This window comes from Streptomyces sp. NPDC030862 (assembly GCF_055571835.1).
In genome coordinates this window covers 736,083-759,565 of the sequence record NZ_JBVIEN010000003.1, presented here as the reverse complement: position 1 = coordinate 759,565, position 23,483 = coordinate 736,083, and the positions used below count along the sequence as shown (strand labels likewise).

At 72.7% G+C, this 23,483-nt stretch carries 24 protein-coding genes; 12 read left to right on the top strand and 12 right to left on the bottom strand.

The genetic code is table 11. The annotated features are described in order from the left end of the window. Window positions 1-107 precede the first annotated feature (107 nt). The 4 genes from ACZ42X_RS11565 (at window position 108) to ACZ42X_RS11550 (ending at window position 4,107) form a co-directional block, all read left to right on the top strand. A complete protein-coding gene (locus tag ACZ42X_RS11565) occupies window positions 108-488 on the top strand; it encodes a DUF6479 family protein (protein ID WP_468287190.1) in 381 nt (126 codons plus the stop codon). A gap of 111 nt (window positions 489-599) precedes the next feature. Beyond that, a complete protein-coding gene (locus ACZ42X_RS11560; RefSeq protein ID WP_468287187.1) occupies window positions 600-1,985 on the top strand; it encodes a cytochrome P450 in 1,386 nt (461 codons plus the stop codon). Window positions 1,986-2,401: 416 nt separating this feature from the next. After that, window positions 2,402-2,650 carry a chaplin gene (locus ACZ42X_RS11555; RefSeq protein ID WP_468287184.1) on the top strand — a complete coding sequence of 83 codons (249 nt, stop codon included), beginning with the start codon at window positions 2,402-2,404 and terminating at the stop codon, window positions 2,648-2,650. Between the two features lie 239 nt (window positions 2,651-2,889). Further along, window positions 2,890-4,107, top strand: coding sequence for a glycoside hydrolase family 26 protein (locus tag ACZ42X_RS11550; protein ID WP_468287181.1), 1,218 nt, complete (start codon window positions 2,890-2,892; stop codon window positions 4,105-4,107). A gap of 15 nt (window positions 4,108-4,122) precedes the next feature. Here the strand turns inward: ACZ42X_RS11550 and ACZ42X_RS11545 are convergent, their stop codons facing one another. Genes ACZ42X_RS11545 through ACZ42X_RS11510 form a run of 8 tightly spaced genes read right to left on the bottom strand, consistent with a single transcriptional unit; the run spans window position 4,123 to window position 13,465 of the window. Continuing rightward, window positions 4,123-5,205 (bottom strand): GNAT family N-acetyltransferase, encoded by a 1,083-nt coding sequence (locus ACZ42X_RS11545; RefSeq protein ID WP_468287178.1) that lies wholly within the window; start codon window positions 5,203-5,205, stop codon window positions 4,123-4,125. Continuing rightward, entirely contained in the window at window positions 5,202-5,912 is a 711-nt protein-coding gene (locus tag ACZ42X_RS11540) for a YveK family protein (RefSeq protein ID WP_468287175.1), read from the bottom strand. Before ACZ42X_RS11540 ends, ACZ42X_RS11545 begins: the two co-directional genes overlap by 4 nt. A gap of 3 nt (window positions 5,913-5,915) precedes the next feature. Beyond that, window positions 5,916-7,031, bottom strand: a complete 1,116-nt coding sequence (locus ACZ42X_RS11535) for a glycosyltransferase (RefSeq protein WP_468287172.1) — start codon at window positions 7,029-7,031, stop codon at window positions 5,916-5,918. Then, window positions 7,028-7,810, bottom strand: coding sequence for a polysaccharide deacetylase family protein (locus ACZ42X_RS11530; protein ID WP_468287169.1), 783 nt, complete (start codon window positions 7,808-7,810; stop codon window positions 7,028-7,030). The genes ACZ42X_RS11535 and ACZ42X_RS11530 overlap by 4 nt, the downstream gene beginning before the upstream one ends. Continuing rightward, window positions 7,728-9,554: a murein biosynthesis integral membrane protein MurJ gene (gene murJ / locus ACZ42X_RS11525; protein ID WP_468287166.1), complete on the bottom strand. Its 1,827-nt coding sequence runs from the start codon at window positions 9,552-9,554 to the stop codon at window positions 7,728-7,730. The genes ACZ42X_RS11530 and murJ overlap by 83 nt, the downstream gene beginning before the upstream one ends. Beyond that, on the bottom strand, window positions 9,499-10,803 hold the full coding sequence (locus tag ACZ42X_RS11520) for an O-antigen ligase family protein (RefSeq protein WP_468287163.1): 1,305 nt from the start codon (window positions 10,801-10,803) through the stop codon (window positions 9,499-9,501). Before ACZ42X_RS11520 ends, murJ begins: the two co-directional genes overlap by 56 nt. After that, a complete protein-coding gene (locus tag ACZ42X_RS11515) occupies window positions 10,803-12,251 on the bottom strand; it encodes an exopolysaccharide biosynthesis polyprenyl glycosylphosphotransferase (RefSeq protein WP_468287160.1) in 1,449 nt (482 codons plus the stop codon). Before ACZ42X_RS11515 ends, ACZ42X_RS11520 begins: the two co-directional genes overlap by 1 nt. Further along, window positions 12,248-13,465, bottom strand: a complete 1,218-nt coding sequence (locus tag ACZ42X_RS11510) for a glycosyltransferase (RefSeq protein WP_468287157.1) — start codon at window positions 13,463-13,465, stop codon at window positions 12,248-12,250. The genes ACZ42X_RS11515 and ACZ42X_RS11510 overlap by 4 nt, the downstream gene beginning before the upstream one ends. Before the next feature lie 376 nt (window positions 13,466-13,841). Here ACZ42X_RS11510 and ACZ42X_RS11505 point away from each other — a divergent pair, with 376 nt between their 5' ends. The 5 genes from ACZ42X_RS11505 to ACZ42X_RS11485 all read left to right on the top strand — a co-directional run bounded on the left by ACZ42X_RS11505 (window position 13,842) and on the right by ACZ42X_RS11485 (window position 17,033). Continuing rightward, on the top strand, window positions 13,842-14,081 hold the full coding sequence (locus ACZ42X_RS11505) for a chaplin (RefSeq protein ID WP_468287154.1): 240 nt from the start codon (window positions 13,842-13,844) through the stop codon (window positions 14,079-14,081). A 392-nt stretch (window positions 14,082-14,473) separates the two neighbouring features. Beyond that, the gene (locus tag ACZ42X_RS11500; RefSeq protein WP_468287151.1) at window positions 14,474-15,229 is read left to right on the top strand and encodes a hypothetical protein; all 756 of its coding nucleotides are present in this window, start codon (window positions 14,474-14,476) and stop codon (window positions 15,227-15,229) included. 267 nt (window positions 15,230-15,496) lie between these two features. Then, window positions 15,497-15,769: a hypothetical protein gene (locus ACZ42X_RS11495; protein ID WP_468287148.1), complete on the top strand. Its 273-nt coding sequence runs from the start codon at window positions 15,497-15,499 to the stop codon at window positions 15,767-15,769. Window positions 15,770-15,976: 207 nt separating this feature from the next. Next, window positions 15,977-16,513: a hypothetical protein gene (locus tag ACZ42X_RS11490; RefSeq protein ID WP_468287145.1), complete on the top strand. Its 537-nt coding sequence runs from the start codon at window positions 15,977-15,979 to the stop codon at window positions 16,511-16,513. 154 nt (window positions 16,514-16,667) lie between these two features. After that, the gene (locus ACZ42X_RS11485; RefSeq protein ID WP_468287142.1) at window positions 16,668-17,033 is read left to right on the top strand and encodes a chaplin; all 366 of its coding nucleotides are present in this window, start codon (window positions 16,668-16,670) and stop codon (window positions 17,031-17,033) included. A gap of 118 nt (window positions 17,034-17,151) precedes the next feature. Here the strand turns inward: ACZ42X_RS11485 and ACZ42X_RS11480 are convergent, their stop codons facing one another. Together ACZ42X_RS11480 and ACZ42X_RS11475 are read right to left on the bottom strand one after the other, a co-directional pair. Continuing rightward, on the bottom strand, window positions 17,152-18,018 hold the full coding sequence (locus ACZ42X_RS11480; RefSeq protein WP_468287139.1) for a tyrosinase family protein: 867 nt from the start codon (window positions 18,016-18,018) through the stop codon (window positions 17,152-17,154). Then, on the bottom strand, window positions 18,002-18,334 hold the full coding sequence (locus tag ACZ42X_RS11475) for a tyrosinase family oxidase copper chaperone (protein WP_468287136.1): 333 nt from the start codon (window positions 18,332-18,334) through the stop codon (window positions 18,002-18,004). The genes ACZ42X_RS11480 and ACZ42X_RS11475 overlap by 17 nt, the downstream gene beginning before the upstream one ends. A gap of 149 nt (window positions 18,335-18,483) precedes the next feature. On the opposite strand from ACZ42X_RS11475, the gene ACZ42X_RS11470 reads away from it, so the two are divergent. Next, entirely contained in the window at window positions 18,484-18,993 is a 510-nt protein-coding gene (locus tag ACZ42X_RS11470; RefSeq protein ID WP_468287133.1) for a DUF5949 family protein, read from the top strand. 68 nt (window positions 18,994-19,061) lie between these two features. Continuing rightward, a complete protein-coding gene (locus ACZ42X_RS11465; protein WP_468287500.1) occupies window positions 19,062-19,640 on the top strand; it encodes a vitamin K epoxide reductase family protein in 579 nt (192 codons plus the stop codon). Here ACZ42X_RS11465 and ACZ42X_RS11460 read toward each other — a convergent pair. Continuing rightward, window positions 19,633-21,150, bottom strand: coding sequence for a sensor histidine kinase (locus ACZ42X_RS11460; RefSeq protein WP_468287130.1), 1,518 nt, complete (start codon window positions 21,148-21,150; stop codon window positions 19,633-19,635). The two genes, ACZ42X_RS11465 and ACZ42X_RS11460, sit on opposite strands and share 8 nt — an antisense overlap. Before the next feature lie 79 nt (window positions 21,151-21,229). Next, the gene (locus tag ACZ42X_RS11455; RefSeq protein WP_468287127.1) at window positions 21,230-21,913 is read right to left on the bottom strand and encodes a response regulator transcription factor; all 684 of its coding nucleotides are present in this window, start codon (window positions 21,911-21,913) and stop codon (window positions 21,230-21,232) included. 92 nt (window positions 21,914-22,005) lie between these two features. On the opposite strand from ACZ42X_RS11455, the gene ACZ42X_RS11450 reads away from it, so the two are divergent. Next, window positions 22,006-23,469, top strand: coding sequence for a DUF2079 domain-containing protein (locus ACZ42X_RS11450; RefSeq protein WP_468287124.1), 1,464 nt, complete (start codon window positions 22,006-22,008; stop codon window positions 23,467-23,469). The last annotated feature ends 14 nt before the right edge of the window (window positions 23,470-23,483 follow it).

The window sequence follows — 23,483 nt, the reverse complement described above, 5'->3', positions numbered from 1 at the left end:
TGCGCGTTGTCACTCGAAGAGCTCAATTACCAAAAGACGGACTCACCGTTTTTATGACCATAGTTTTGTCTTTGTCTGACTCCGCTCTCAGCGGGTACACATGCGGTATGGACGCTCTCATCACGTACAGCATGGATTTGGCCGAGAGGGACCATCTTGTCGGGATCGGCCCGCTCGTGGCCGGGATCATCCTCGTCGGGTTCCTGATCGGCGCGTTCTGGCTGGGACGGCGCATCCGGTCGCGGGAGCCGGCCCCGCCCAGGCCGGACGACCAGCCGCACCGGCCGGCGGACGCGGGCCTGCCGGGCGAGGCCGAGGGCTACCGCAAGCCCGCCGAGCTGTCCGAGCGCGAGGACCGGGTGATGCCGTACGAGCTGAAGCACGAGAACACGGAGCCGGACACGTCCCCGCGCACCGAGCACGACCACAAGTGGCGCGGCGCGCCCAGCGGTGGCTTCGGCAGCGGCGGCCCCACCACGGGCGGCTGACCGCTCCTCCACCCGGCCGTCCGGCCATCTCGGATCGACCCCGCCCGGGCCATCGCGGGCGGGGTCGATCCGGCATCGTTTCGCGGGAGCCCGCACGGGCACCCGGGGGGCATGCCCAGCACGGACCCCGCCCGCGGCCCCGGTACGGACGTCAGGGCGCGCACGGCGCACCCGCCCGCGCGGGCCGACGGGCGGGACGCCGCGCGGATCGCCGCGCAGGTCATCGCACCGGCCCTCGCCGCGGGCCTCGCCGTCCGGCGGCGCGCCGGGATGGCGCTCGCCGAGCGGTACGCCGTCGACCGGCGCGCGACCGGGCTCCTCACCGCGCTCCGCGACCGTTACGGCCCCGGACCGCTGCGGCTCGACCTGGCCGGGCGGCGCCTCGCGGTCGTACTCGACGCCGGGGACGCCCGGCACGTCCTGGACGGTACGCCGGACCCGTACTCCCCCGCCGGCCGCCCGGGGAGCGCCGCGGCGGCGCACTTCCAGCCCCACGGGGTGCTGACCTCGCACGGGACGCGGCGCGATGAGCGGCGCGCGTTCAACGAAGGCGTGCTGGAGTACGGCCAGCAGCTGCACAGCCTGGCCCCGCACTTCGTACGGGCGGTACGGGAGGAGGCCGGGCGGCTGCTCGGCGCGACGACCGCGGGTGACGGCGAGATCGGCTGGAGCGCGTTCCGGGAGGCGTGGGACCGCACCGCGCGGCGCGTCGTGCTCGGCGACGCCGCCCGCGACGACACCGACCTCAGCGCGGCGCTGGGGCGGCTGCGCTCCGCCCGGGCGGCCACCGGGCCCCGGGACCGTCTCGAGCGCCGGCTGCGCGACCACCTGGACCACGCGGAACCCGGCAGCCTCGCCGTGGAGATCGCGAGCGCGGTGGCCGGCGCGGGCGCGGGGGCCGCGGATCCGGTGGGGCAGGTGCCGCACTGGCTGTCGGCCTTCGACGCGGCGGGCGTCGCGGCGTTCCGCACCCTCGCCGTGCTCGCCACGCACGAGCCGCAGACGGGGCAGGTCCGCAGCGAACTGGCCGTCACCGACCTCACGGAGCCGCACCTGCTGCCGTACACGCGGGCCTGCGTCCTGGAGTCCGTACGGCTGTGGCCGACCACGCCGTTCCTCGTGCGCGAGTCGGTCCGCGACACCGTCTGGGGTGGGGAGACCCTGCCGCGCGGGACGGAGTTCCTCATCTACGCGCCGCTCTTCCACCGGGACGAGGCCCTGCCGTACTCCGACCGCTTCACGCCGGAGATCTGGCTGGACGGGACCGCGCAGGACACCGAGGCCCTGATGCCGTTCAGCGCGGGCCCCGGCGAGTGCCCCGGCCAGGACCTGGTGCTGCTGGTCGCCTCGACGGCGCTCGCCGCACTGCTGGAGCGCCACACCTATCTGCCGTACCGGCCCGGCCTGCTGCGGCCGGACCGGCCGCTGCCCCGCACCCTCGACCACTTCGGCCTGCGCTTCGTGGCACTTCCGCACATTTCGCGCGGGTGGCTGTGACATGATGCGAGAGCCTCGCCACGGCTGTGAACGGAAAGGTCCGGCATGGCTCCTCGCTCCGGGAAATGGCAGCGCGTACCCCTCATTCCACAGAGCAGGCAGGCGACGGGGATCGAACCGTCGCCCGTCTATTCCATGCTGATGCGCGAATGGAGAGCGCAGGGGCGTGCGGTGCCCGGGGCTCCGGACCATGAATGGCAGGCCCTCATCTCCCGCCCCGTCTGGCCCAGCCGTTGAGCCATTCGCCGGGGTGCGGGGTTCGCATTCGAGTGAATCAATGCGGAAATCAGCCTCAATGACGCCTTTCCGCTTTCACATTCGTTCTGATTTTCGCAGTGGAAGCCGAGCCCCTCATCACGGGCTCGATCGTCACGAAATCCGTGGCATGACTTCCTCCTGCGGAAAGGAAGCCGAACATGAAGTGCAAGAAGGCCGCCGTGGCCATCGCCGGTCTGGTCATGGCGCTGGGCGCGGCCGCGCCCGCCGCCGCCGACGCCGAGGCCCAGGGTGCCGCCGTGAACAGCGGCGGGCTCATCGCCGGCAATGTCATCCAGGTGCCCGTTCACGTGCCGATCAACGTGTGCGGCAACACCATCAACATCGTCGGACTGCTCAACCCGGCCTTCGGCAACGTCTGCATCAACTCGGAGAAGGACGGCAAGTGAGCGGAGTGCGCGTGAGGTAGCGCCACCACCCCGATCGCTCAGCGAGAGCCGAAGCCGGTCCCGGACAGATGTTCCGGGGCCGGCTTCGTACGCGTCCGGGGGCGGAATGCCCCAAGCGGGCGATGAATTCCCCCAACGGTCTACGGAAAGGCGGACCCGCATTCCCGATCGGTCTCTTGGTCATACTTTTGATCCATCCGACGGACGGCCCCGGTGCCGTGCCGCGCGAAGGAGCAGACATGGCCGATCGGAAAAAGCGGAGAACGCGTACGCGGCCGACGGCGCTCGCCGCCGGCCTCCTTGTCTCAGGAGTCTTCTCGGGAGCCTTCGTGACGCCTCCGGCCCACGCCGCCGAGCCGCCGGCCCCCTCGCCGGCACCGGCCCCGGCGCTGGGTGCGTACCTGCACTACGGCCCGCCCGGGATCCGGCGGATGGCGGAGCTGCAGCGGTGGCTCGGCGGCACCGAGCTGCGGGTCGGTCACACCTACCTGCCGGGTGACCTGTGGAGCAACATCGAGGGCCTCCCCGGCTTCCTGCAGCCGTGGGCGGAGTGGCGGCGCGCCCGCGAGGACCGGCTGTTCGTGCTCAACGTCCCCATGCTGCCCCGCAACGAGGACCACCTGCCGGACCCGGTCGTGCGGCAGATGCTGCGGCTCGGCGCGGCCGGGGCGTTCGACCGCCACTTCCGGACGCTCGCCGAGCGGCTCGTCCGGCTGGGGGCGCCGGACACCGTCCTCGTCGTGGGGTGGGAGATGAACGGCATCACGTACACGCACCGGTGCGGGCCGGACCCGGAGGCGTGGAAGACGTACTGGCGCCGCATCGTCACCGCCATGCGGGCCGTGCCGGGCCAGCGGTTCCGGTTCGACTTCGCGCCGAGCCGCGGGACGGACGCCGTTCCGTGGACCGCGTGCTATCCCGGCGACGACGTCGTCGACATCGTGGGGATGGATTCCTACGACCAGCCGCCCGGCGAGACCTTCGACGACATGGTCGAGCAGCCTTACGGGCTGCGCCACCACGTGGAATTCGCCGCCGCCCACGGAAAGCCGATCTCGTACCCCGAGTGGGGCCTGTTCCGCAACGGCGACAATCCCGAGTTCATGCGGCGGATGCTGGAGTGGATCGACGAGCACAAGCCGCTCTACCACACCATCACGGACTACTGCCCGCACGGCGTCTGGCAGTGTGACGACAATCCGAGGTCGTCGGAGGTGTTCCGTACGAAGCTGTCGCTGCCCAGGCCGCAGCCGAAGCCCGACGAGCCCGAGCCCGGGGGCGGGACGACGCCCCCACCGGAGCCGGTGGAGCCCAAGCCGGTGCCCGTCGAACCGGGACCGCCCGTGACACCCGCCCCGCCCCCGTGCCGGGTGGTGGACCTCGGCCCGTGGATCCGCCAATGGCTCGGAACCACGCTCTGCGTCCCCGTCGAGTGGGTGCACTTCAGCCGGGCCTGACGCCCGGACGCCCGCTCAGCCCTCGCCGCGCCGCTCGCGCGCCACGTCCGCCGCCCAGCCGCGGACGCCCGCGTACGCCGCCCGCAGCAGCAGGGCGGGGGCCATCCGGCGGCGCGCCAGCAGCAGCCGCTGGTTGCGGACGGGAGCCGGGCGCCACTGGCGCTTGTACGGCTCCGTGCCGCGCAGCAGGCTGAGTGTGGCCCGGCCGTTCGCGCTGCACTCGGTCGCGCAGTTGCGCAGCAGCATCGTCGTCACGTCCACCTTGCCGGCGCGCAGCGCGGGATCGGCCCCGTACAGATAGGCGCCGCACAGGCGCGGCGACATCAGGGTGAGGTCGGCGGCGACCACGTCACCGCCGATGCGGAACTCCGTCACCATGGCGTTGCCCGACTCGACCATCGGCCGCACGGCCCGTTCGAGGTGCTCGGCGAACCGGGCGCTGAGGTGCTCCGCCGTCACCCCGCGCCCCGCCCACTGCCGCCGGTGCAGGTGCAGGAGCCGCTTCAGCGCCACCGGTACCTCCGCGGCCGGGACGACACGCTGCTGGACGCCGAGCCGGTCGATCTTGCGCAGCTTGGAACGGGACCGCTGCGCCCGCGCCGACGGGAGGCGCTCGACCAGTCCGTCGATGGTGAGGGCGGGCAGCTCCAGGCAGATGGAGTCGGGCAGCCTGCGCCGCGGGCCGCGCCAGCAGGCGTAGACCCGCTCGGCGGCCGCCCCCGCGCGCACCTCCCGCAGGTCCAGCACGGCGGTACGGGTGAGGGCGCCGAGGGCCCGGGCCAGCTCGGGCACGGCCTGCGCGCACGCGTCGTCGACCAGGACGTCCGAGAAGTCGGTGATGGTCCCGCCCAGATGGGTCAGCACCGGCACCGGGCCCGGCACCAGCCGCAGCGGCGCCGCCGCGACGAGCCGCCCGTGCCGGCGTACCAGGACGAGGCGGAGGCGGCCCGGGGTGCCGTACGACACCCACCACGAGTGCAGCCAGGAGTGCGCCTGGAACGGGGTGGCGGCCTCGCACCGCCGGTACAGGTCCGCCCATTCGCCCGCGAGCCGGCCGAACTCCTCGCCGTCCCGGCAGACGGTCGTCTCCCAGCTCATACCGCCTCCGGCCGCGTGGCGGCCGACGGATGCGGTGCCGGCGGCGGCACCGGGCCGGGCAGGGCCGGGTGCCGGTCGTGCCCGGCCCCTCGGCCCCCGCGCGGCCGGGCCAGCAGCGCCAGCCCGCCCAGCAGCCCACCCGCGCAGCCGCCGACGAGCGCGGCGAGCGGCGCGGACGGCGACACCGGGCTCGTCGGCCGGGCCGCCCGGGTGAACTGCAGCACCTTCACGCCGGTGCTCTCCTCGGTGTGGCCGCCCTTCCGTACGAGCGCCCTCGCCACGCTGTCGGCCAGGGCGGCCGCGGTCGCCGGGTCCGCCGCCCGTCCCGTGAGCGAGATCATCGGGGCGTCGGGCGAGGTCGCCGCCTGGACGCTCGCGCGCAGGGTGCCCGCCGTCACGCCCGCCTCGACCTGGGCGTCGCCGGTGACCGCGATGTCGGCGGCGACCCGCCCGTACGCCTGCGCGAGCCCCATCGCCCCGGCCGGGTCGGACCCCTCGGCCGCCACGACGACGACATGGCTGGTCGCCGCGTACTCCGGGGTCTTCAGCAGGCCGTACGCGCCACCGCAGGCGAGGCCCAGCAGCACGGCCGCGGGAACGAACCACCGGCGGCTGCGGCCCTTCGCCACGGTGCTCCTCAGTACGGTGCTCCTCAGTCTGGTCAGCCAGCCGATCACCCGGCGTACGACAAGGGAATGAGGGGTCATCGTTCACTCACTTCGCGATAGTTCGTCGTACAGGGACAGCAGCCGCCGCGCGGTGCGCGCGATGTCGTAGCGGTGTACGGCGGCGGGTACGGGGAGCCGCTCCCGGGGACGGACGTCCAGCGCGGCGGCCACCTCGGCGACCGACCCGCCGATCCGCCGCGCCCCCGGCGCCTCGCCCGGCGGCAGGCCGTCCAGCGCCGGGCACGCCACGTACCGCACGGGCAGCCCGGCGGCCAGCGCCTCGACGCACGCGAGCCCGAAGGCCTCGTCCGCCGACGCCGACACGAAGACGTCCATCGCCGACAGCAGCTCCGGCAGCCCGCGGGACACCGCCCCCGCCCAGACCACCCGCTCCGCGACCCCGCACTCCCCGGCCAGCCGCTCCAGCGCCGCCCGCTGCTCCCCCTCGCCGACCAGCAGCAGCCGGGCCTCCGGCGGCAGGTGGGCCAGCGCGCGGATCAGCGTGTCGAACCGCTTGCCCGGCACCAGGCGGCCCACCCCGCCGACGACGTACGCGTCCGGCGCCAGGCCCAGCCGCCGCCGCGCCGCCCGCCGCGCGCCCGGGTCGAAGGCGAAGCGGGCGGCGTCGATGCCGTTCGGCACGGTCCGCACGCGCGCAGGGGGCACGCCCCACGCGGTCAGGCGCCGCGCGACCGCGTCGGAGACGGCGACCGTCGCCGTGCCGAGCCGCTCGCCGGCCAGGTACAGGGCCCGGGCGCCGGTGCCGAGCGGCCGGCCCTCGATCTGGTCGGCGCCCAGCGAGTGCTCGGTGGCGACCACCGTGCGCACTCCGGCCAGCCGGGCGGCGATCCGCCCGTACAGGCAGGCCCGGTACAGGTGCGTGTGGACGACGTCGTACCCGCCCTGCCGGATCAGCCGGGCGAGGCGCGGCAGAGCGGTCAGGTCGCGGTTGCCGCGCATGCCGAGGTGCGCGACGGGGAAGCCGTCGGCGCGCAGGGCGTCGGCGACCGGGCCCGGGTTGGTGAGCGTGACGACACGGCTGGTGGCGGCGTGGCGCATGTGCGGGAGCAGCAGGCGCAGTTGCTGCTCGGCGCCGCCGATGCCGAGGCCGGTGATGACGTGGAGGACCTTGAGGGGCCGGGTGACGGGGCCGGTCACGGCACCGGGACCGGGTCGGCGAGGGCGGTGAGCTCCGCGAGGTCCACGGCGGCGCGCCGTACCGCGTGCAGGCGGCGCTTGGCGTGCAGCCGCCAGCCGCCGTCCCGCTCCCCGATGTGCACCCGGGGCAGCGCGAGCACGCCGGCCGGCTCCGCCGGCGGGTCGATGGCGCAGCCGTACGCGTACCCCGCCTCCCGTACGGCCGCCGCCACGCGGGCGTCGAGGTGGCCGTACGGGTAGCAGAAGCCCTCCGGGGCCCTGCCCGTGATCGTACGGAGCAGCTCCCTGCTGCCGGCGAGCTCCTCGCGTACGACGGCGTCGCGGGCGGACGTCAGCGAGACGTGCAGCAGTCCGTGCGAGGCGACCTCCATCCCGGCGGCGGCGCAGCGGCGGATGCCCGCCTCGGTGAGCAGCGGCTTGCGCGGGCCGCGCGGGTCCCAGGCGTTGTCGCCGCCGAGCCGCCCGGGGAGGACGAAGACGGTGGCCGTGCAGTCGTGGCGGCGCAGGATCGGGACGGCGTGCTCCAGGAAGTCGGCGTACCCGTCGTCGAAGGTCAGGCCGACCAGGCCCCGCGTGTCACCGTGCCGGGCGGCGTACAGCAGCAGTTGCCGTACGCCGACGCCGCGCAGGCCGCGGTCGCGCAGCCAGCGCAGCTGGCGGTCGAGGCGGGCCGGGGAGACGGTGATCTGGTACGGGTCATCGGTGGCGTCGTCGATGGAGTGGTACATCGCGATCCACGGGCGTGGATTCCGAGGACTCCGGGGTTTCCGAGGGGGCATGGGCGGGCCTCCGCGCAGCGGTACGGACGGTTCGGGTCAGGGAGCGGATCAGGGACGGGACCACCGGCGCACGCAGCAGGCGGGCGGTGGCGAGGAAGACGGCGGTGACGGCGACGAGCGCCAGCGGGGCCGCCAGGAGCGGCGGGCCGGCCGCGCACGACCACCCCGCCGCGGTGGCGACGGCGGCGGCCGCGGTGAGCCTGCCGAGGCCCCGTACGAGGCGGGCGGTGTCGAGCGGGATGCTCTGCCTGCGGACCCCGAGCAGGAGGAGGGCGGCGGAGAGCGTGATGCCGAGGGCGTTGCCGGCGGCGATGCCCGCCGCGCCCCAGGGGCCGACGAGGACGAGCCCGGCGGCGGCGGTCACGGTGACGCCGCCGGTCATCACGACGGCCGGGTACCAGAGGGGCGCGGAGGCGGAGAAGTAGCAGCGGACCAGCGCGCTCACGAGCGTGTGGCCGAGCAGCCCGAGCGCGTACACCCGCATGACGGCGGCGGTGGCGGCGGTGTCCGCATGGTCGAACGCACCCCGCTGGAAGAGCAGTTCCACGATCTGCGGGGCGGCGGCGATGACGGTCGCGGCCCCGCCGAGCACGATGACGCCCGCGAGCAGCAGGTCGTGCTCCGCCCGGCGGCGCGCGGTGCCGGTGTCACCCGCCGCCATCGCGCGCGCCACGACGGGGAAGGTGACGGTGGACATCATCAGCGAGAGGACCATCGGCAACTGCGCGACCTTCTGCGCGTAGTTGAGGTGCGAGATCGCCCCGGCGGGCAGGGGCGCGGCGAGGAACCGCTCGACCAGGACCTGCGACTGGCGGGTCACCGCGAAGACGATCACGGGCGCGAGCAGCGCGACGACGAGCCCGCCGGCGCGCGCACCGGTCGTACGGCCGGAGGAAGCGGTTCGGCCGCTCCCCTTCCCCCACAACTGCCGCCGCAGCGACGGCCCCTGGACCAGCACCATCAGCGTCCCGCCCGCCGCGACGCCGAACGCCGCCGCGCGCACCCCCCACCGGGCGCCGAGCAGTACGACCGCCGTGATGATGCCGGCGTTGTACGCGACGTTGATCGCGGCCGGCGGCAGGAACCGCCCGTGGGCGCGCAGGGCCGCGCTGCAGTACCCGGCCAGCGTGAAGGTGAGCACGCACGTCGCCGTGAGCCGCGTGCAGTCGACCGCGAGCGCCTGCTGCGGCAGCCCGGGGGCCAGTACGGGTACGAGCCAGGGCGCCGCCAGCACCGTGAGCCCGGCGGCCACGCCCATGCCGAGGACCGCCTTCGGCAGGGTGGCCCGGACCAGCGCGCGTACCGGATCGGTGTCCTGCCCGAGGGTGCGCCGGGCCAGGGCGCCGCTGAAGGCCGGCACCAGGATGAGCGCCATCGCGTCCTCGATGAGCAGCGTGGCGGCGAACTCCGGCACCGTCCACGCGACGAGGAACGCGTCCGTGTCCGTACCGGCCCCGAAGGTGTGCGCGAGCAGCTGGTCCCGGACCAGCCCGAAGACCGCGCCCGCCGCCGTCAGCACGGCCGTGAGCAGCGCCGCGCGGGCGAGCAGGCGGTTCGACGGCCGCCACGGGGCGGGGTCCGCGGGCCCGGCCTCGGGCCCGGTCTCGGCCTCGGTCCCGGACCCGGCCTCGGCTCCGGACCCGGTTCCGGACCCGGCGAGCGCGACGGCCCGGGGGCGCGGTGCGTCGTCAGCCACGCGCCACCACCGCCCTGCCGGCCACCCCGCCGACCGCCCCGCCGGCATCCTGGAGGGGCCTCAGCGCCCACCGGGCGGCGAGCCCCAGCGCCACCGCCGTCAGGACCGTCGACGGCCCGCCGATGTCGGCGTACGCGAAGTCGACGAGCTGCCAGACCAGCAGCCCGACCGCGACCGACCGGCAGTCGGCGGCCCCGGCCGGCGCGGCGCTCCTCCGCAGCGCGCACACCAGCAGCGCCAGCCAGCTCCCCACCACGGTCACCACGCCCAGCAGCCCCTGCTCGGCGAGGACGAGCAGGTACATGTTGTGCGGCGACAGCAGCGGCTGCCGGGTGAAGCCCTGGCCCGCCCCCGCGGTGTCGCTCCCCGACGAGAGCGCGAGGGAGGCGTGGCCGTCGCGGTACTGCGGGAAGCCTTTCAGCCCCACCCCCGTGACCGGCTCGTCGCGCCACATCGACGCCGCCGCCGCCCACAGGGCGTACCGGTCGGTGACGGACTGGTCCGGCGCCGCCGCGACCTGCGAGATGCTCGCCACCCGCTCCTCCAGCATCCGCGACCCGACGCCGAACCCCGCGACCAGGACCACGCCCAGCGCCGCCGCCGCGAGTCCGATCCGCACGGCCCTGCGTACGCCGGCCAGGACCAGCTGCAGCCCGCAGGCGAGTACGGTCGCGATCCACGCGCCCCGGCTGAACGACACCGCGAGCGGCACCACCAGCAGCCCGCAGCAGACCCCCGCGGCGACGCGCGCCCGGCGGTCCGGCGCCCCGAGCGCGATGCCGAGCGCGACCACCAGCCCGTACGCGACGACCGTCGCCATGCCCATCACGTCCGCGGGCCCGAAGGTCCCCACCGCCCGTACGTCCTCGCCCTGGTACGAGGCGCCGGTGCCGGTCGCGTACTGGACGACGCCGACCGCGCCCTCCACGAGCGCGAGCCCGACCATCGCCCAGCCGACCAGCGCGAAGTCCCGGCGGTCGCGTACCAGCAGCACCACGGCCGCCGGTACGAGCACGAAGACCTGGAGGTAGCGGACGACGCCGGGCAGCGCGCCGACCGGGTCGTGGGCCGTGACGGCCGCCGCGCACACGCCCACCACGGGCAGCCCGAGGACGACGGCCGCCACCCGGTCCAGCGGCCGCGCCCGGGCGCGTACGACGCGTACGAGGCAGAAGGCGACGAGGACGGCGGACGCCAGGTCGGCAAGCGTGCCCCCCTCGCCGGCGCCGGGGGGAACGACGAGCAGCGCGACGACGGCCGACAGCGGCACGAGCGGTGCCCACCCGGGTACCGGCATCAGCTGCCCGCCGGGCGGATCACGGAGGCCGCCGTGCGCAGCAGGATGCACACGTCCTGCCAGAGGGACCAGTGGTCGATGTAGTGGTTGTCGAAGCGGCACCGGTCCTCGATGGAGGTGTCCCCGCGCAGCCCGTGCACCTGGGCGAGGCCGGTCAGCCCCACGGGCATCCGGTGGCGTGCCGCGTAGCCGGGGTGGGCGCGGCTGAACTCGGCGACGAAGTACGGCCGCTCGGGGCGCGGGCCCACCAGGCTCATGTCGCCGCGCAGCACGTTCCAGAGCTGCGGCAGCTCGTCGAGCGAGGTGCGGCGCAGGAAGGCGCCGACGGCGCTCATCCGCTCGTCGTCGGCGACGCTCCAGCGGGTGGCGGCCTCGATCTCGTCGGCCGGGCGGAGGGTGCGGAACTTCAGCAGCGTGAACAGCCGGCCGTCCTTGCCGACCCGCTCCTGGCGGAAGAGGACCCCGGGCCCGTCCGAGACCCGGATCGCGGCGGCGCACAGCAGCAGGAGCGGCGCCAGGACGAGCAGCATCGGCGCGGCGACGGACACGTCCAGGATCCGCTTGGCGAGCGGCGCGCGGCGGTCGTGCGGCACGTCGAGGCGGCGGCAGGCGAAGCCCCACAGGTGCCGGTTCATCGCGGTGTCGCGGCCGCGGTCGGCCGCGACCTGCCAGCTGGCGCAGCCGTACCGGCTGAAGAGCGCGACGAGCTGGGCCGCCGGGCTGGTGAAGACGGCGTCGCCGACACCGTTCTGGATGACGGCCCGGTGGATCTCCTCGGTCGTGGTCAGCTCCGGGAGCGACGACGACGGCTCGTGCTGCGCCCCGCCGGCACCACCGCCGGGGCTGCCGGCGGTGGCGACGATGCCGACCGGCCGGATGCCGTACTCCGGATGCCGGGCCAGCGTGCCCGCGAGGCGCCGCGCGGCCGCGGCGGCCCCGACGACCAGCACGGAGCGCGGATGGGCGCGCGCGACGCGGCGCCGCCGGTGGTGGAGGGCGGCGCGGCAGCCGGTCACGCACGCCAGGTGCAGGGCGTACGCCGACGTCAGCGCCGCCGTCCCGAGGGCGCGGTCCGGCGCCTGCGCGGCGAGCAGCGCGGCGGCCGTGCACCACGCGACGGCGGCGCGCGCGGCGAGGGCGGGCAGTTCGTCGAGTACGGAGGGGACGGGGGCCAAGGCGGCGGACCGGTACAGCCCGGCGTGCGCGTTGAGCGCCGCCACGCCGAGGGTGAGCTGCATCAGGAGGGCGGAGTCGCGCTGCTCGGCGGTGAGCAGCAGGGCGCCCAGCAGGACGGCGACGCAGTCCACGGCGACCAGCGACGCCGTGAACGGCGGCTCGGCACGGAGCCGCCGGGGCGGCCCGCCGACGGGTACGCGGTCGGCCGCCGCCCGGGGCGGCCCGACGGTGACGGGGGCGGCGGAACGGGTGCTCTCGGTCTCCGCGGTCACCGGGCGACCGGCTCTCGGAGCACGGGCGGGCGGCGCCGCGCGGTCACCTCGTCGTACACGTCCGCGAGGGCGGCCCCGACGCGGTGCACGTCGAAGGCGTCGCGTACGTGGTGCTGGGCCCGGCGGGCCAGGGTCCGGCGCAGGAGCGGCCGCTGGAGGAGCCTGATCAGGGCGGCGGCCAGCGCGCCGGGGTCGTCCGGCGGGACGAGGCAGTGCGCCTCCTGGCCGGGCGGCAGGCTCTCGCGGGCGCCGTCGACGTCGGTGAGGAGGACGGGGCGCCCGCTCGCCATGGCCTCCAGCGGCGCGAGGGCCATGCCCTCCCAGCGGGACGGCAGGACGACGAGGTCGGCGGCGCGGTACCAGGGCGCCGGGTCGTCGACGGCTCCGGCGAAGGTGACCCCGGGTGGCGCGGCGGCGCGCAGCGCGGGTCCGGACGGGCCGTCACCGACGAGGGCGAGGTGGGCGCGGGGGACGTGTTCGACCACCGTCCGCCAGGCCTGGAGCAGCGCGTCCTGCCCCTTCTGCCGGCAGAGCCGCCCCACGCACACGACGAGCGGCGACGCCATGACGGACGGCACGGGCCCCTGCCGCGCACTGCCATCGCCACGCGGACCACCGCCCCGCGCACCGCCGCCATGCGCGCCGCCGTCACCTGGGCTGAATCGATCCTCCACACCGTCGGCGAACCTCGCCACGTCGACGCCGTTGCGGACCACGCACCACGACGCGCGGACCCCGGCCCGGACACCCCGCTCCCGCTCCGCCTCGCTCACGCAGACGACACTGTCGGTCCAGCGGGCGGCCGCCCACCGCTCCCAGTGCCGGGCGAGCACACCCGTCAGTCCGCCGACCGCCTCGAAGGACCAGGCGTGCGGCTGGTGAACGGTGGGGACACGGCCGCGTACGGCGAGCCGGGCCGCGAGCCCCGCCTTGGCGCTGTGCGCGTGCACCAGGTCCGGCCGTACGAGCTCGACGATCTCCGCGACGCGGCGGCATTCGGCGGGCAGCCGCCACCCCGGGTCCCGGCCCGCGCGCCAGGGGTGCACCTCGCCGCCCGCGGCGCGTACCGCCCCCGCCAGCGGCCCGTCGGGCGGGCACGCCACGGCCACCCGCATTCCCCGGGCCACTTGTGCGCCGACCACGTCGGTGACCACCCGGGCCACGCCACCGTCGCCGGGCTGGACAACATGCAGTGCGGTGAAAGGAAGACGCACGCGTGACCCTTTCTACGAAGCCTTTTGACGAATCGGATGGCAGTGAGGGGGTCGGCGCTGTCGAAGCGCGCGCGCATTCGCGGAATCGGCGAGCTGCTCCGCTGCACCATGCCATAGCGCGCCGAATGTGGAGGATCCGGGAAGGATTCGAGCAAGAACGTTATAACTCAACAACCGGACTGACGAAGGACGTGAAACACGGTCATCCCAACGTTCGGAATTCCAGGTGCTTTTCACCGCGTACGGCGTGCCGCGTCGTCGGCGTGCCGGTCCGACGGTTCACCCGTTCGGTAGCGCAACCGGGGAAATGGTGGGGCGTTGTTGATGTAGCCGGGCACGTCGACCCGCAGCATCATCGAACTAGGAGCTCTTCACCATGTCCCGTATCGCGAAGGCCGCCGTCCTGACCTCCGCCATCGCCGCGTCCGTGGCCGGCACCGCCGGTGTCGCTTCGGCCGACGCCCACTCGGAGGGCGCGGCCGTGAACTCCCCCGGTGTCATCTCCGGCAACCTGATCCAGGTTCCGATCCACATCCCGATCAACCTCTGCGGCAACACCATCGACATCGTCGGTGTCCTGAACCCGGCCTTCGGCAACGTCTGCATCAACGACTGACCGAAGACCGCGACCACAGCCGCGACCACCACCGCAGCCGAAGCCACAGCCGAAGCCGCAGCGAACGCGTCCGCGTCCGTCGTCAGCCGCGTCGACGCCTCCACGCACCGACGCCTCCCCGCGTCACGCACTCGGTGCGCCACCCCTTCCGGGGTGGCGCACCGAGTCGTTTCCGGCCCCTGCCACCGCCTTCGACGAAGCCCTCTTCCCCCTATCGGCGGCGCTCCGCCCGATTCCCCACGCGGCGCCTCCGCCGCCGTTTCCGCAGGTCAGGCGCACCGATTCACCCACGGAGCCGAGTCACCCTCCGTAACGGATGCGATTGCGAACCGCGTTGCCTCGACACACGGTGATGTCACGTTCCCGACGCATCCTCACCGGAAGGACAACACATGCGTCTCCTGACATCCCGCCGTACGGCGGCCTCGGTCATCTGCGCCGCCCTCACCCTCGGTACGGCCGGGGCCGCCTCCGCCCACTCCGACTCCGCCGCCCCGCTGCCGCAGGCGCCCTCGCTGCTCAAGCAGGTCCAGCCGCTCGACAACACGGGCGACCTCGTCATCCCGGTCACGGATCTGCTCAACGCCGTGATCAAGGCGGACGGCGGCAAGCTGAGCACCACCGTCGCCTCGAAGTACAACGCCGACATCGACGCCGTCATCGAGGCGATCAAGAAGGCGAACGCGGCGGAGGCCCCGGCCTCCCCGAGCCAGCCCAACCAGCCCGGCCAGCCGAGCCAGCCCAACCAGCCGGGCCAGCCCGCTCAGCCGAACCAGCCCAACCAGCCGGGCCAGCCCGCTCAGCCGAACCAGCCCAACCAGCCGGGCCAGCCCGCTCAGCCCAACCAGCCGGGCCAGCCCGCCCAGCCGGCCGCGCCGCACGCCCCGGTCGACGAGACGACCGCGGACGACACGCAGATCGACCTGGCCATGGACGCCATGGACCAGGCGCTCACCGACATCGACAAGCGGGTCGACGAGCTGATCAAGGTCTCGACCGAGGGCCAGACGGCCGCCGTCTCGAACCAGGTCCAGTCGACCCTGAAGGCCGTCGCCGACTTCCTCGCGGCGACCGCCAAGAACATGCAGGGCACGCCCGCGACCAACCTGCCGGCGCCCAACGACATGACGCAGACGCCGATGGTCTGACGCGTCGCCGCACCGGACGAACCCTGTTGGCCCAGTAACGCTGAGCCAACAGGGTTCTCCTGTTGTTTTCCTCTTGCCCTTTGATCGGAGAATACGACCGATCCTCATCATTCGGGTGCAGTACCAAGAATTCCTTCCTTCCGGAGTTTCCGCCGCGCGGAGGGCTCGTTACAGAGGACAGGGCGCCACACAGCGGGAATGCCAAGTGACCTGCGCCAGGCGCGAGTTGTCGTGATCAGACGCCACTCCAGGAAGGACTCACCACCCATGAAGCCCACGAAGGTTGCCGCCGTCGTCGCCGGTTCCGTGATGGCTCTGGGCGCTGCCGCCCCGGCCTTCGCCGCCGACAGCCTCACCCCCACCAGCCTGAACGGCGCGGTCGACACGCTGGGCAAGCGCGGCCTGACCGAGGCCGTGCCCAGCGACGCGGTGAGCAAGGCGGCCGACAGCAACCTCGTCGGCAAGGTGACCGACACCGCCGGCGACCTCAAGCCGAAGAACAAGGAGCTGCTCGGCGGACTGCCGCTGGGCGGCAAGTAAGCGTTGCACGCGGCACCGTACGGGGGCCGGGGCGGGAACGACGTCGTTCCGGCCCCGGCCCCCGTCGTGTATCCGTCGCGCTCCGACCTCGCGTTCACGCCGTGATTGCCATTGCTGCAACCAGGCGAATTCTGACGCGTTTATCGGCGCGTGCTCGTTCATTCAGTCAGCAACGTACTCACAAGCCCGGGAAGGCGTACGCAGCACATGAACCCGAAAACTCAGGTCGGCGTGGGAATGGTCGTCACGGCCCTGGCCTCGGCCGCGTCGGCAGCCCTGGCGACTCCCGCGGCCGCCGCGCCGGCGGCCCCCGTGGACGTACCGCTCCAGCCGCTCGGCATGGTGCTCCCCATGGCGCCTCCGACCGTGAGCACCGGCGTACCGATCCCCATGCCCGGCGCACCGATGGGGCCGACCGCGGCCGGCCACGGCCGGGTCCAGCCGCTGCACCTGCCGCAGGTGCCGTTCACGAGCACGCTGCCGGAGACGCTGGTCACGGCCACGCTCCCGGAGGTCATCGAGGACCAGCCGGTGACCCGCGCACTGCTCTCCGCGCCCGCTTCCGACCTGCACACGACGACCCCGGGCGCGAAGGTCGACGCCCCGGTCACGCTGCCGCGCCCCGAGGCCCTGGGTCTGCCGAACGTCGAGCTGCCGCAGGTCGGCGTGTTGCCGCCGGCCGTGGCCGGGATCCTGGAGTCACACCTCGGGCTGACCAGCGCGGCGCCCGGATCCACGAGCTGACGCCGTAGCCGAACGCGTCCAAAAGAGGGACATAGGGCGCGTTATGCGCTCTTCATGCGGGTTCGACCGTTACCTCCCCATAACCGCCACGTTGTAAGGGGAGTGACGACCGCAGGCCCGCGGTCGGTTTTCCCCCCTGTACGAGGAGTTTGTGATGTCTCGCATCGCGAAGGCTGCCGTCATCATCGCCGGCACGGGCGCCATGGCCCTGAGCGGAGCCGGTGTGGCCGTCGCCGCGGAGGCCGATGGGGCCGCCGTCAACAGCGCCGGTGTCATCTCCGGCAACGCCATCCAGGTGCCGATCGACGTGCCGATCAACTTCTGCGGCAACACGATCAACGTCCTCATCGGCATCCTGAACCCCGCCTTCGGCAACGTCTGCATCAACAAGGACGACGACAAGAAGAAGGCCGACAGCGACTACAGCAACGGCGACTACAACAACGGCGGCGACGGCAAGGGCCACGACGACTACAACAACGGCGACAACGGCTACGGCGGCGACAGCCACATGCGCTGACCCGCGACCCAGCCGCGCTCGCTCCACGCGTTCCACCCCGTCAAGGTCCCCCGGCCCCCAGCGGCCGGGGGGCCTTCGGCTGTCCCCCCGTATCCGTCCCTCCCTCGTGCCCTCCGTCTCATCCGTACCGGTAGATACGGCGGTGATCGGCGAGCTCGGCGGGCGTGACGTTCCACGGGGGCATCCGCTCGTCCCGTGCGACCACGCGCCGGTGCTGGTCCGAGCCGCGCGGCGGTGGGGTGTCGGGCAGGTAGCCGGCCCTCGGGTTCTTCGACTGCCAGCGCGACCAGACGAGGTCGACGAAGGCGTGGTGCAGCCAGAAGACCGGATCGTTGACGGAGGCGCCGCCGAGCATGAGGCCGCCGACCCACCGGTGGACGCGGTTGTGGTTGCGCCACCGCCCATTGCCGCGCTCCCGCGTCCAGCCCTCCAGCCTGTTGCGGAAGCCCGTACGGCTCGTGGAGTTCCAGGGGTACGAGTCGTAGACCCTCTCGTCCATCGCACCCTCCAGCTCCCGCCGGGTGGGCAGGTCGACGGGGTCGGCCGGATTGCCGAAGTCGCGCGTCAGGAACCGGTTCTCGGTGACCCCGACCTTGATGGTCCAGTTGCCCTTGGCATACGCGAACGGGCCGGTCATCACCTGCAAATCGCGCCGGCGCCCGTTGCCGCCCATGAAGTCCTCGCCCCAGAGCGGGGAGGAGCGGGTGTTGTCCCGCGTCCAGTCCCAGTACGGGACGGTCACCTTCGGGTCGACCTCCCGCAGCGCCCGCTCGAACTCCAGCAGGTACTGCCGGTGCCAGGGCAGGAAGGACGGGGCCATGTGCGCGACCCGCAGCCTCTTGTCGCCGTCCGAGCGGTAGTACTCGACGTGCGTCCGGACGAAGTCGTCGTACCGGCCGGCGCGCTTCAGCTCCAGCACGGCGGCGACGAACCGCCTGCGCTCGGCGCCGGTGAGATCGCGCTGGTCCTTACGCGTGTACACCATGGGCCGCGCCTCCTTCGGCCAGCCGCGCGGGGCCCAACTCGTCCACCGCCGCGCGGGTCGCGGCGAGCGGTGTGGGGTACGACCGGTAGTGGTCGACGGGGCTGAGATAGCCGCCGTCCGCGCACCGCATCAGATGCAGCCGGCGCCCGTCGACGCGGACGTCGAGCTCGTCCCCGTACAACCGCCGCCCCTGGATGCGCCGTCCCTTGTACGTCTCGTCGAAGAGCACGGCGCGGGAGAGGGCGGCGCCGGTGACCGCCGCGACGGTGAGCGCGAACAGCGTGCGCAGCGCGGTACGGCGCCTCATGACGCCCATCGACGACCTCCCTTACCGGTGGGGTTTCACCGGGCACAACGACAGGGCGCGAAAACCGTTCCGGAGAGTGAAATGAGCCCCGGTGCCATCGGCCGAACGGGTGGAAACGCGCCCGAGCACTCATGACAACACCACTAATATCCGGCGGCATGACCTCTTCCACCGTCGAATCGCCGGGCCGGCGGCGTTCCCTTCTGGGAACCCTCGCCGTCATCCCCTGGACCGGTGATCCCACCGCCGAATCCGAGACACCGCGCACGCCGTTCCTCATGGTGTACTCACTCGGGGACGGCGCCGAAGGCCCCGAGGCCGGCGGGGAGGCGATGCGGGCCGAGCTGGAGAAGCTGGGCCTGTCGATCGGCGATCGCCTGACCGATCTGAGCCGCGCCCGGCAGATCCCGGTCTCGCTGCTGGTGGAGGCACAGCGGGCCGTCCTGGAGCTGCCGTTCGCGAAGGCGCAGTGCCCGGTCCCGCCGGAGTGGGAGAAGGACGCCCACGAGACCGGCACGGTCTACCTGATCATCGCGACCCGCCCCTGGCCGGACGCCGTCGCGGGCCAGGAGGTCGGCCCGGACCGTCTGCGTGCCTTCGTCTCCGACGACGAGCTGCTCCAGTCCAGCGCCCACTGCCTGCTGCCGGTCCGCCGGGTACGGGTCTGACCGCCCTCGCCACCATGACCACGACCACCACGAAGGACACGGTGTCGCACGCCCGGTCCGCCCCCACCATGAGCACGGGGGCGGGCCGGGCGTTCGCATGGATGCTGATCACCACGGGCGCGGCGGGACTCCTCGCGGCCTGGGTGATCACCCTGGACAAGTTCAAGCTGCTGGAGGACCCGAATTTCCAGCCGGGCTGCAGCCTGAACCCGGTCGTCTCCTGCGGCAACATCATGAAGAGCGAGCAGGCCGCCGTCTTCGGCTTCCCCAACCCGCTGCTCGGCCTGGTCACGTACGCCATGGTGACCGCCATCGGCGCCGCCCTCCTCGCCGGTGCCCGCTACCGCCGCTGGTACTGGCTCGGACTGAACGCGGGCACGCTCTTCGGCGTCGGCTTCTGCATGTGGCTGATGTACCAGTCCCTGTACGAGATCAACGCCCTGTGCCTGTGGTGCTCCCTGGCCTGGACCGCCACGATCGTCATGTTCTGGTACGTGACCTCGCACACCATCCGCAACGGCCTCCTGCCCGCACCCCGCGCGCTGCGCGGCTTCCTCGACGAGTTCACCTGGGTGCTCCCCGTCCTGCACCTCGGGATCATCGGGATGCTGATCCTGACGCGCTGGTGGGACTTCTGGATCAGCTGACGGCGCCGTCCGGATTCCGGCTCGGACGAGAGCAGGTCCGAGCCGGGCTCTCGGCTGAGGCGCCTTCGGAGTCGACCACGGTATGCGCGGGGCATTGCCGACAGACCGGCAGGCGGACCACCATGCGGGTGCCTGCGGCGCTGTCCGCAACGGTGAGCGTGCCGCCGTGACGTGCGGCGATTTCACGGGCGATGGGCAGGCCGAGACCGGTGCCACCGGCGTCCCGGCCGCGGGCGGCGTCCAGCCGGGTGAAGCGTTCGAAGACCCGCTCCCGGTCGGCCGCTGGTATCCCCGGTCCGTCGTCGACGACCTCCGCCGTCACGTGCCCGTCGTCATCCGCCCAGACTCGGATGGCGACCAGGGAGTCGGCATATCGACAGGCGTTGTCGAGGAGGTTGCGCAACAGCCGTTCCAGGTGGAGTGCATTGCCGAGTACCGGCGGCACCTCCTTGGTGGCGTGCGCCACGTGCAGGTGCTCGGCCGCCGGAAGGTGTTGGTACTCCCGTACGAGGTCCTCGCCGAGTGGGGAGAGGTCGACCTGGTCATCGTGCGGAGCGGAGCGCCGGGCGCCGTCCATGTCTGCGAGGAGCAGCAGGTCGTTGGTGAGGGCCTGCAGGCGGATGACGTCGGCCAGTGCGTCGGACGCCGTGTCCGGCCAGTTCACACCCTCGGGATGGCGTACAGCCGATTCCAGCTGGGCACGCAGCGCCGCCAACGGGCTCCGCAGCTCGTGTGAGGCGTCGGCGATGAACTCCTTCTGCCGCACGGTGGCTTGCTCGAGCCGGTGCAGGGTGTCGTTGGTGGTGCGGGCCAGACGTGCGATGGCGTCACCGGTGCCGGGTTCGGGAACTCGGCGATCGAGGGACGTGCTGGTGATCGCTTCCAGCTGGCTGCGCATCGCCTCCACCGGCCGGAGCGCGCGAGCGGCGGTGAAATGGACCAGAAGTCCGGCCAGGAGTCCGACGAGCGGGACGCCGGAGGTGAGCGCCACCCAGTAGACGTTGTCGATGTTGCCTTGCTCGTCCTGGATGTCGTGCAGTAGCTGCACGGCCATCAGCAGGAGCAGGGCGGTGGCCACGGCTGAGGTGAGGGCGAGTCGGCTGCGAAACGGGACGCGGTCCGCTCCCCGCCCGAGCGCCGCCCACGTCGCTGCTCCGGTCAGCAGTCCGGCCGTCGGCGCGATGAGGAACAGACCCCACCGCAAGGCGGAGTGCGCGGTGTCGTGGGGACGGTTGCCGTTCACGTCGGTCAGGGCCTGTGCGGCCGTGAAGTACAGGACGCCGGCGATGCCCCCGGCGAGCAGTGCCGCACAGGCGCGCTTGAACGACGGGCGTGGCCTGGCCGTTCCATAGCAGGTGACGGCTACGACCAGCGCTCCCACCAGAGTTCCCGGCCAGTGGAGAAGCGCGAGCTCCGGACCCACGCGGTCCGTGGCGAGTCGCTCCGGAAGCGTCGCGGCCAGGGGCCCCGCCGACCGGTCGGCGTACTGAAGCCATGCTGTCGCAGCCACGACGACGAGGCCGGCCACGGCAGCGGTCGCCCAGGCCGGCCGGGGTGGTCGGGGCGGTCGGGACCGTCGGAGCGCGGAGTCAGCCATCGGCCCGCCCGCTGATGCGGTAGCCGCCGCCCCGAACGGTCTGAATGGTCTCCGTGCCGAACGGGCCGTCCACCTTCTTGCGCACCGCGCTGATGTAGACCTGCACGATGTTGGGGTCTCCGGTGAAGTCCGCCGACCAGACCTCGTCCAACAGGTCCAGTTTGGTCACCACCTCCCCTTCCCGGCGCATCAGACTGTGCAGCACCCCGAACTCCTTCGGCGTCAGCGTGATCCTGGCCTCCCCCCGGCCGCAGGTCCGCTGCGCGGTATCGAGCCAGAGACCACCGCATTCGAGGACGGTGCTGTTCCTTCGCGTGCCGCCCCGACGGAGGAGGGCCCGGATGCGAGCCTCCAGAACCACGTACGAGAAGGGCTTCGCCAGGTAGTCGTCGGCACCGGTGTCGAGCCCCTCGGCCTCGTCGTATTCGCCGCTCTTCGCCGTCAGCATGAGCACCGGCACGTCGCTGCCATCGGCCCGGAGCTGAGAGCAGATCCGGTAGCCGTTGAGGCCGGGCAGCATGATGTCCAGCACGATCGCGTTGTAGGGATGCTCGCGGGCCAGGTGCAGGCCGGTCACTCCGTCGTGTGCGACGTCCACCACGTAGCCGACCGCCGACAACCCCCGCTGCAGCGAGGCGGCGAGCCGTTCCTCATCCTCGATCACCAGCAAGCGCACGCCTCAGTATGGCCTGGCGGATGGAAGGGACCCTGAGGAAATCCTCAGCCCTCTTCACTCGATCCTCAGGCCCTGCCCCGCATGGTCACGGCATGCCGCAGACGATCGTCCCCGCGCGCCCGCCGACTCGCGGGCAGACGCCGCCCGAGGGGGAAAGCAGCTATACCGCCCGGCGGCTTGCCTCGTCCCCGGCGGTGCCGCTCTTCCTCGCCACCGCCTTGTTCCTGATCTACACCCTGTACGCCCTCCGGGAGCATGCCCGCTTCGGCACCAGCGGCTACGACCTCGGCATTTTCAGCCAGGCGATCACGTCATACGCAGCTGGTCATCTACCCGTGTCGGAAATCCGTACGGCCACGGCTCCCGACGGATTCGACGGTGCCGCGTACCCGCTGCTCGGCGACCACTTCCACCCGATACTGGCCTTGCTGGCCCCGGTCTATGTGCTGGCGCCGTACGCGGAAACCCTGCTCGTGTCCCAGGCGGCGCTCCTGGCGGTTTCGGTCCATGTGGTCACCCGTGCCGCTCAGCGGCACCTGCCCAACCCTGGCTGGGCACTCACCATCGGAGCCTCGTACGGCCTGTCCTGGGGACTGCAGCAGCTGATCGCCTTCGACTTCCACGAAGTTGCTTTCGCCGTCCCCATCCTGGCACTGGCATGCTCGGCCTACCTCGACGGGCGCTGGGGAAAAGCTGCTCTGTGGGCCGCGGCGCTGCTGCTGGTGAAGGAGGATCTCGGGGCGACCACGGCCGTCTTCGGACTGTTGCTGATGCGCCATCACCGCCGTGTCGGCCTGCTTCTGTGCGGGGCGAGCACAGTGATCACCGCGCTGGTCGTATGGGTGGTGATACCCGCCCTCGCTCCGGACGGGCGGTACGGATACCTGACGCAGCAGTACACCTACGGAGTTCTCGACGGCTGGGCCGTGAAGGCCGCGATGCTCGCCGCCCTCTGCGCACTCACCCTTGGACGTGCGCTGCGCAGCCCGCTGGTCCTCCTGGTGCTTCCTACCCTGTTGTGGCGCCTCACCTCGCCCAATCCCGCGTACTGGGGGATCGAGCTGCATTACTCGGCGGTCCTCATGCCCATCGTCTTCCTCGCCATGATCGACGTACTGCGCCGGGGAGTCCGCCTCACTGTGGTGGCTCCGCTCCTCGTTGCACTTCTCCTGCTCTCCGTGCAGCCGTTCCGCGACCTGGTGACCGCCGACTTCTGGCGTACCGGCGCCAGGGAGACCGCCGCACGCACCGCGATCGAGACCATCCCGGACGGCGCCCGTGTCGCAGCGAGCAACAGCCTGTCCCCGCACCTGACGGATCAGGCCGTGGTCTACCTCGTCGCGGATGGAGTCCTGGACAAACGTGAAGAGATCGACTGGGTGGTGGCGGACACCCGGGAGCCCTTCCCGGTGGGGGCGGTGCTCCGCGTCATCAACCAGGCAGAGGCTTCGGGTTGGCAAACGGTGTACGCAGAAGAGGGTCTGGTGGTTCTCCGGCGAGGAACAGCTGATCAAAGTGGAGTGGTCCAAGCGTGCATGATCACAGGCACGGCGTAGGCATGTTTTCGCTG

What these genes read in the sequence shown, in the direction of transcription:
- ACZ42X_RS11505 (WP_468287154.1), top strand. Translation starts at nt 13,842, where the DNA reads ATGTCCCGTATCGCGAAGGCCGCCGTCCTGACCTCCGCCATCGCCGCG.
- murJ (WP_468287166.1), bottom strand. Translation starts at nt 9,554, where the DNA reads ATGCCGGCGGGGCGGTCGGCGGGGTGGCCGGCAGGGCGGTGGTGGCGC.
- ACZ42X_RS11555 (WP_468287184.1), top strand. Translation starts at nt 2,402, where the DNA reads ATGAAGTGCAAGAAGGCCGCCGTGGCCATCGCCGGTCTGGTCATGGCG.
- ACZ42X_RS11540 (WP_468287175.1), bottom strand. Translation starts at nt 5,912, where the DNA reads ATGACCCCTCATTCCCTTGTCGTACGCCGGGTGATCGGCTGGCTGACC.
- ACZ42X_RS11465 (WP_468287500.1), top strand. Translation starts at nt 19,062, where the DNA reads ATGAGCACGGGGGCGGGCCGGGCGTTCGCATGGATGCTGATCACCACG.
- ACZ42X_RS11550 (WP_468287181.1), top strand. Translation starts at nt 2,890, where the DNA reads ATGGCCGATCGGAAAAAGCGGAGAACGCGTACGCGGCCGACGGCGCTC.
- ACZ42X_RS11470 (WP_468287133.1), top strand. Translation starts at nt 18,484, where the DNA reads ATGACCTCTTCCACCGTCGAATCGCCGGGCCGGCGGCGTTCCCTTCTG.
- ACZ42X_RS11490 (WP_468287145.1), top strand. Translation starts at nt 15,977, where the DNA reads ATGAACCCGAAAACTCAGGTCGGCGTGGGAATGGTCGTCACGGCCCTG.
- ACZ42X_RS11560 (WP_468287187.1), top strand. Translation starts at nt 600, where the DNA reads ATGCCCAGCACGGACCCCGCCCGCGGCCCCGGTACGGACGTCAGGGCG.
- ACZ42X_RS11450 (WP_468287124.1), top strand. Translation starts at nt 22,006, where the DNA reads ATGCCGCAGACGATCGTCCCCGCGCGCCCGCCGACTCGCGGGCAGACG.
- ACZ42X_RS11500 (WP_468287151.1), top strand. Translation starts at nt 14,474, where the DNA reads ATGCGTCTCCTGACATCCCGCCGTACGGCGGCCTCGGTCATCTGCGCC.
- ACZ42X_RS11480 (WP_468287139.1), bottom strand. Translation starts at nt 18,018, where the DNA reads ATGGTGTACACGCGTAAGGACCAGCGCGATCTCACCGGCGCCGAGCGC.
- ACZ42X_RS11545 (WP_468287178.1), bottom strand. Translation starts at nt 5,205, where the DNA reads ATGAGCTGGGAGACGACCGTCTGCCGGGACGGCGAGGAGTTCGGCCGG.
- ACZ42X_RS11565 (WP_468287190.1), top strand. Translation starts at nt 108, where the DNA reads ATGGACGCTCTCATCACGTACAGCATGGATTTGGCCGAGAGGGACCAT.
- ACZ42X_RS11485 (WP_468287142.1), top strand. Translation starts at nt 16,668, where the DNA reads ATGTCTCGCATCGCGAAGGCTGCCGTCATCATCGCCGGCACGGGCGCC.
- ACZ42X_RS11530 (WP_468287169.1), bottom strand. Translation starts at nt 7,810, where the DNA reads ATGCCCCCTCGGAAACCCCGGAGTCCTCGGAATCCACGCCCGTGGATC.
- ACZ42X_RS11475 (WP_468287136.1), bottom strand. Translation starts at nt 18,334, where the DNA reads ATGGGCGTCATGAGGCGCCGTACCGCGCTGCGCACGCTGTTCGCGCTC.
- ACZ42X_RS11520 (WP_468287163.1), bottom strand. Translation starts at nt 10,803, where the DNA reads ATGCCGGTACCCGGGTGGGCACCGCTCGTGCCGCTGTCGGCCGTCGTC.
- ACZ42X_RS11495 (WP_468287148.1), top strand. Translation starts at nt 15,497, where the DNA reads ATGAAGCCCACGAAGGTTGCCGCCGTCGTCGCCGGTTCCGTGATGGCT.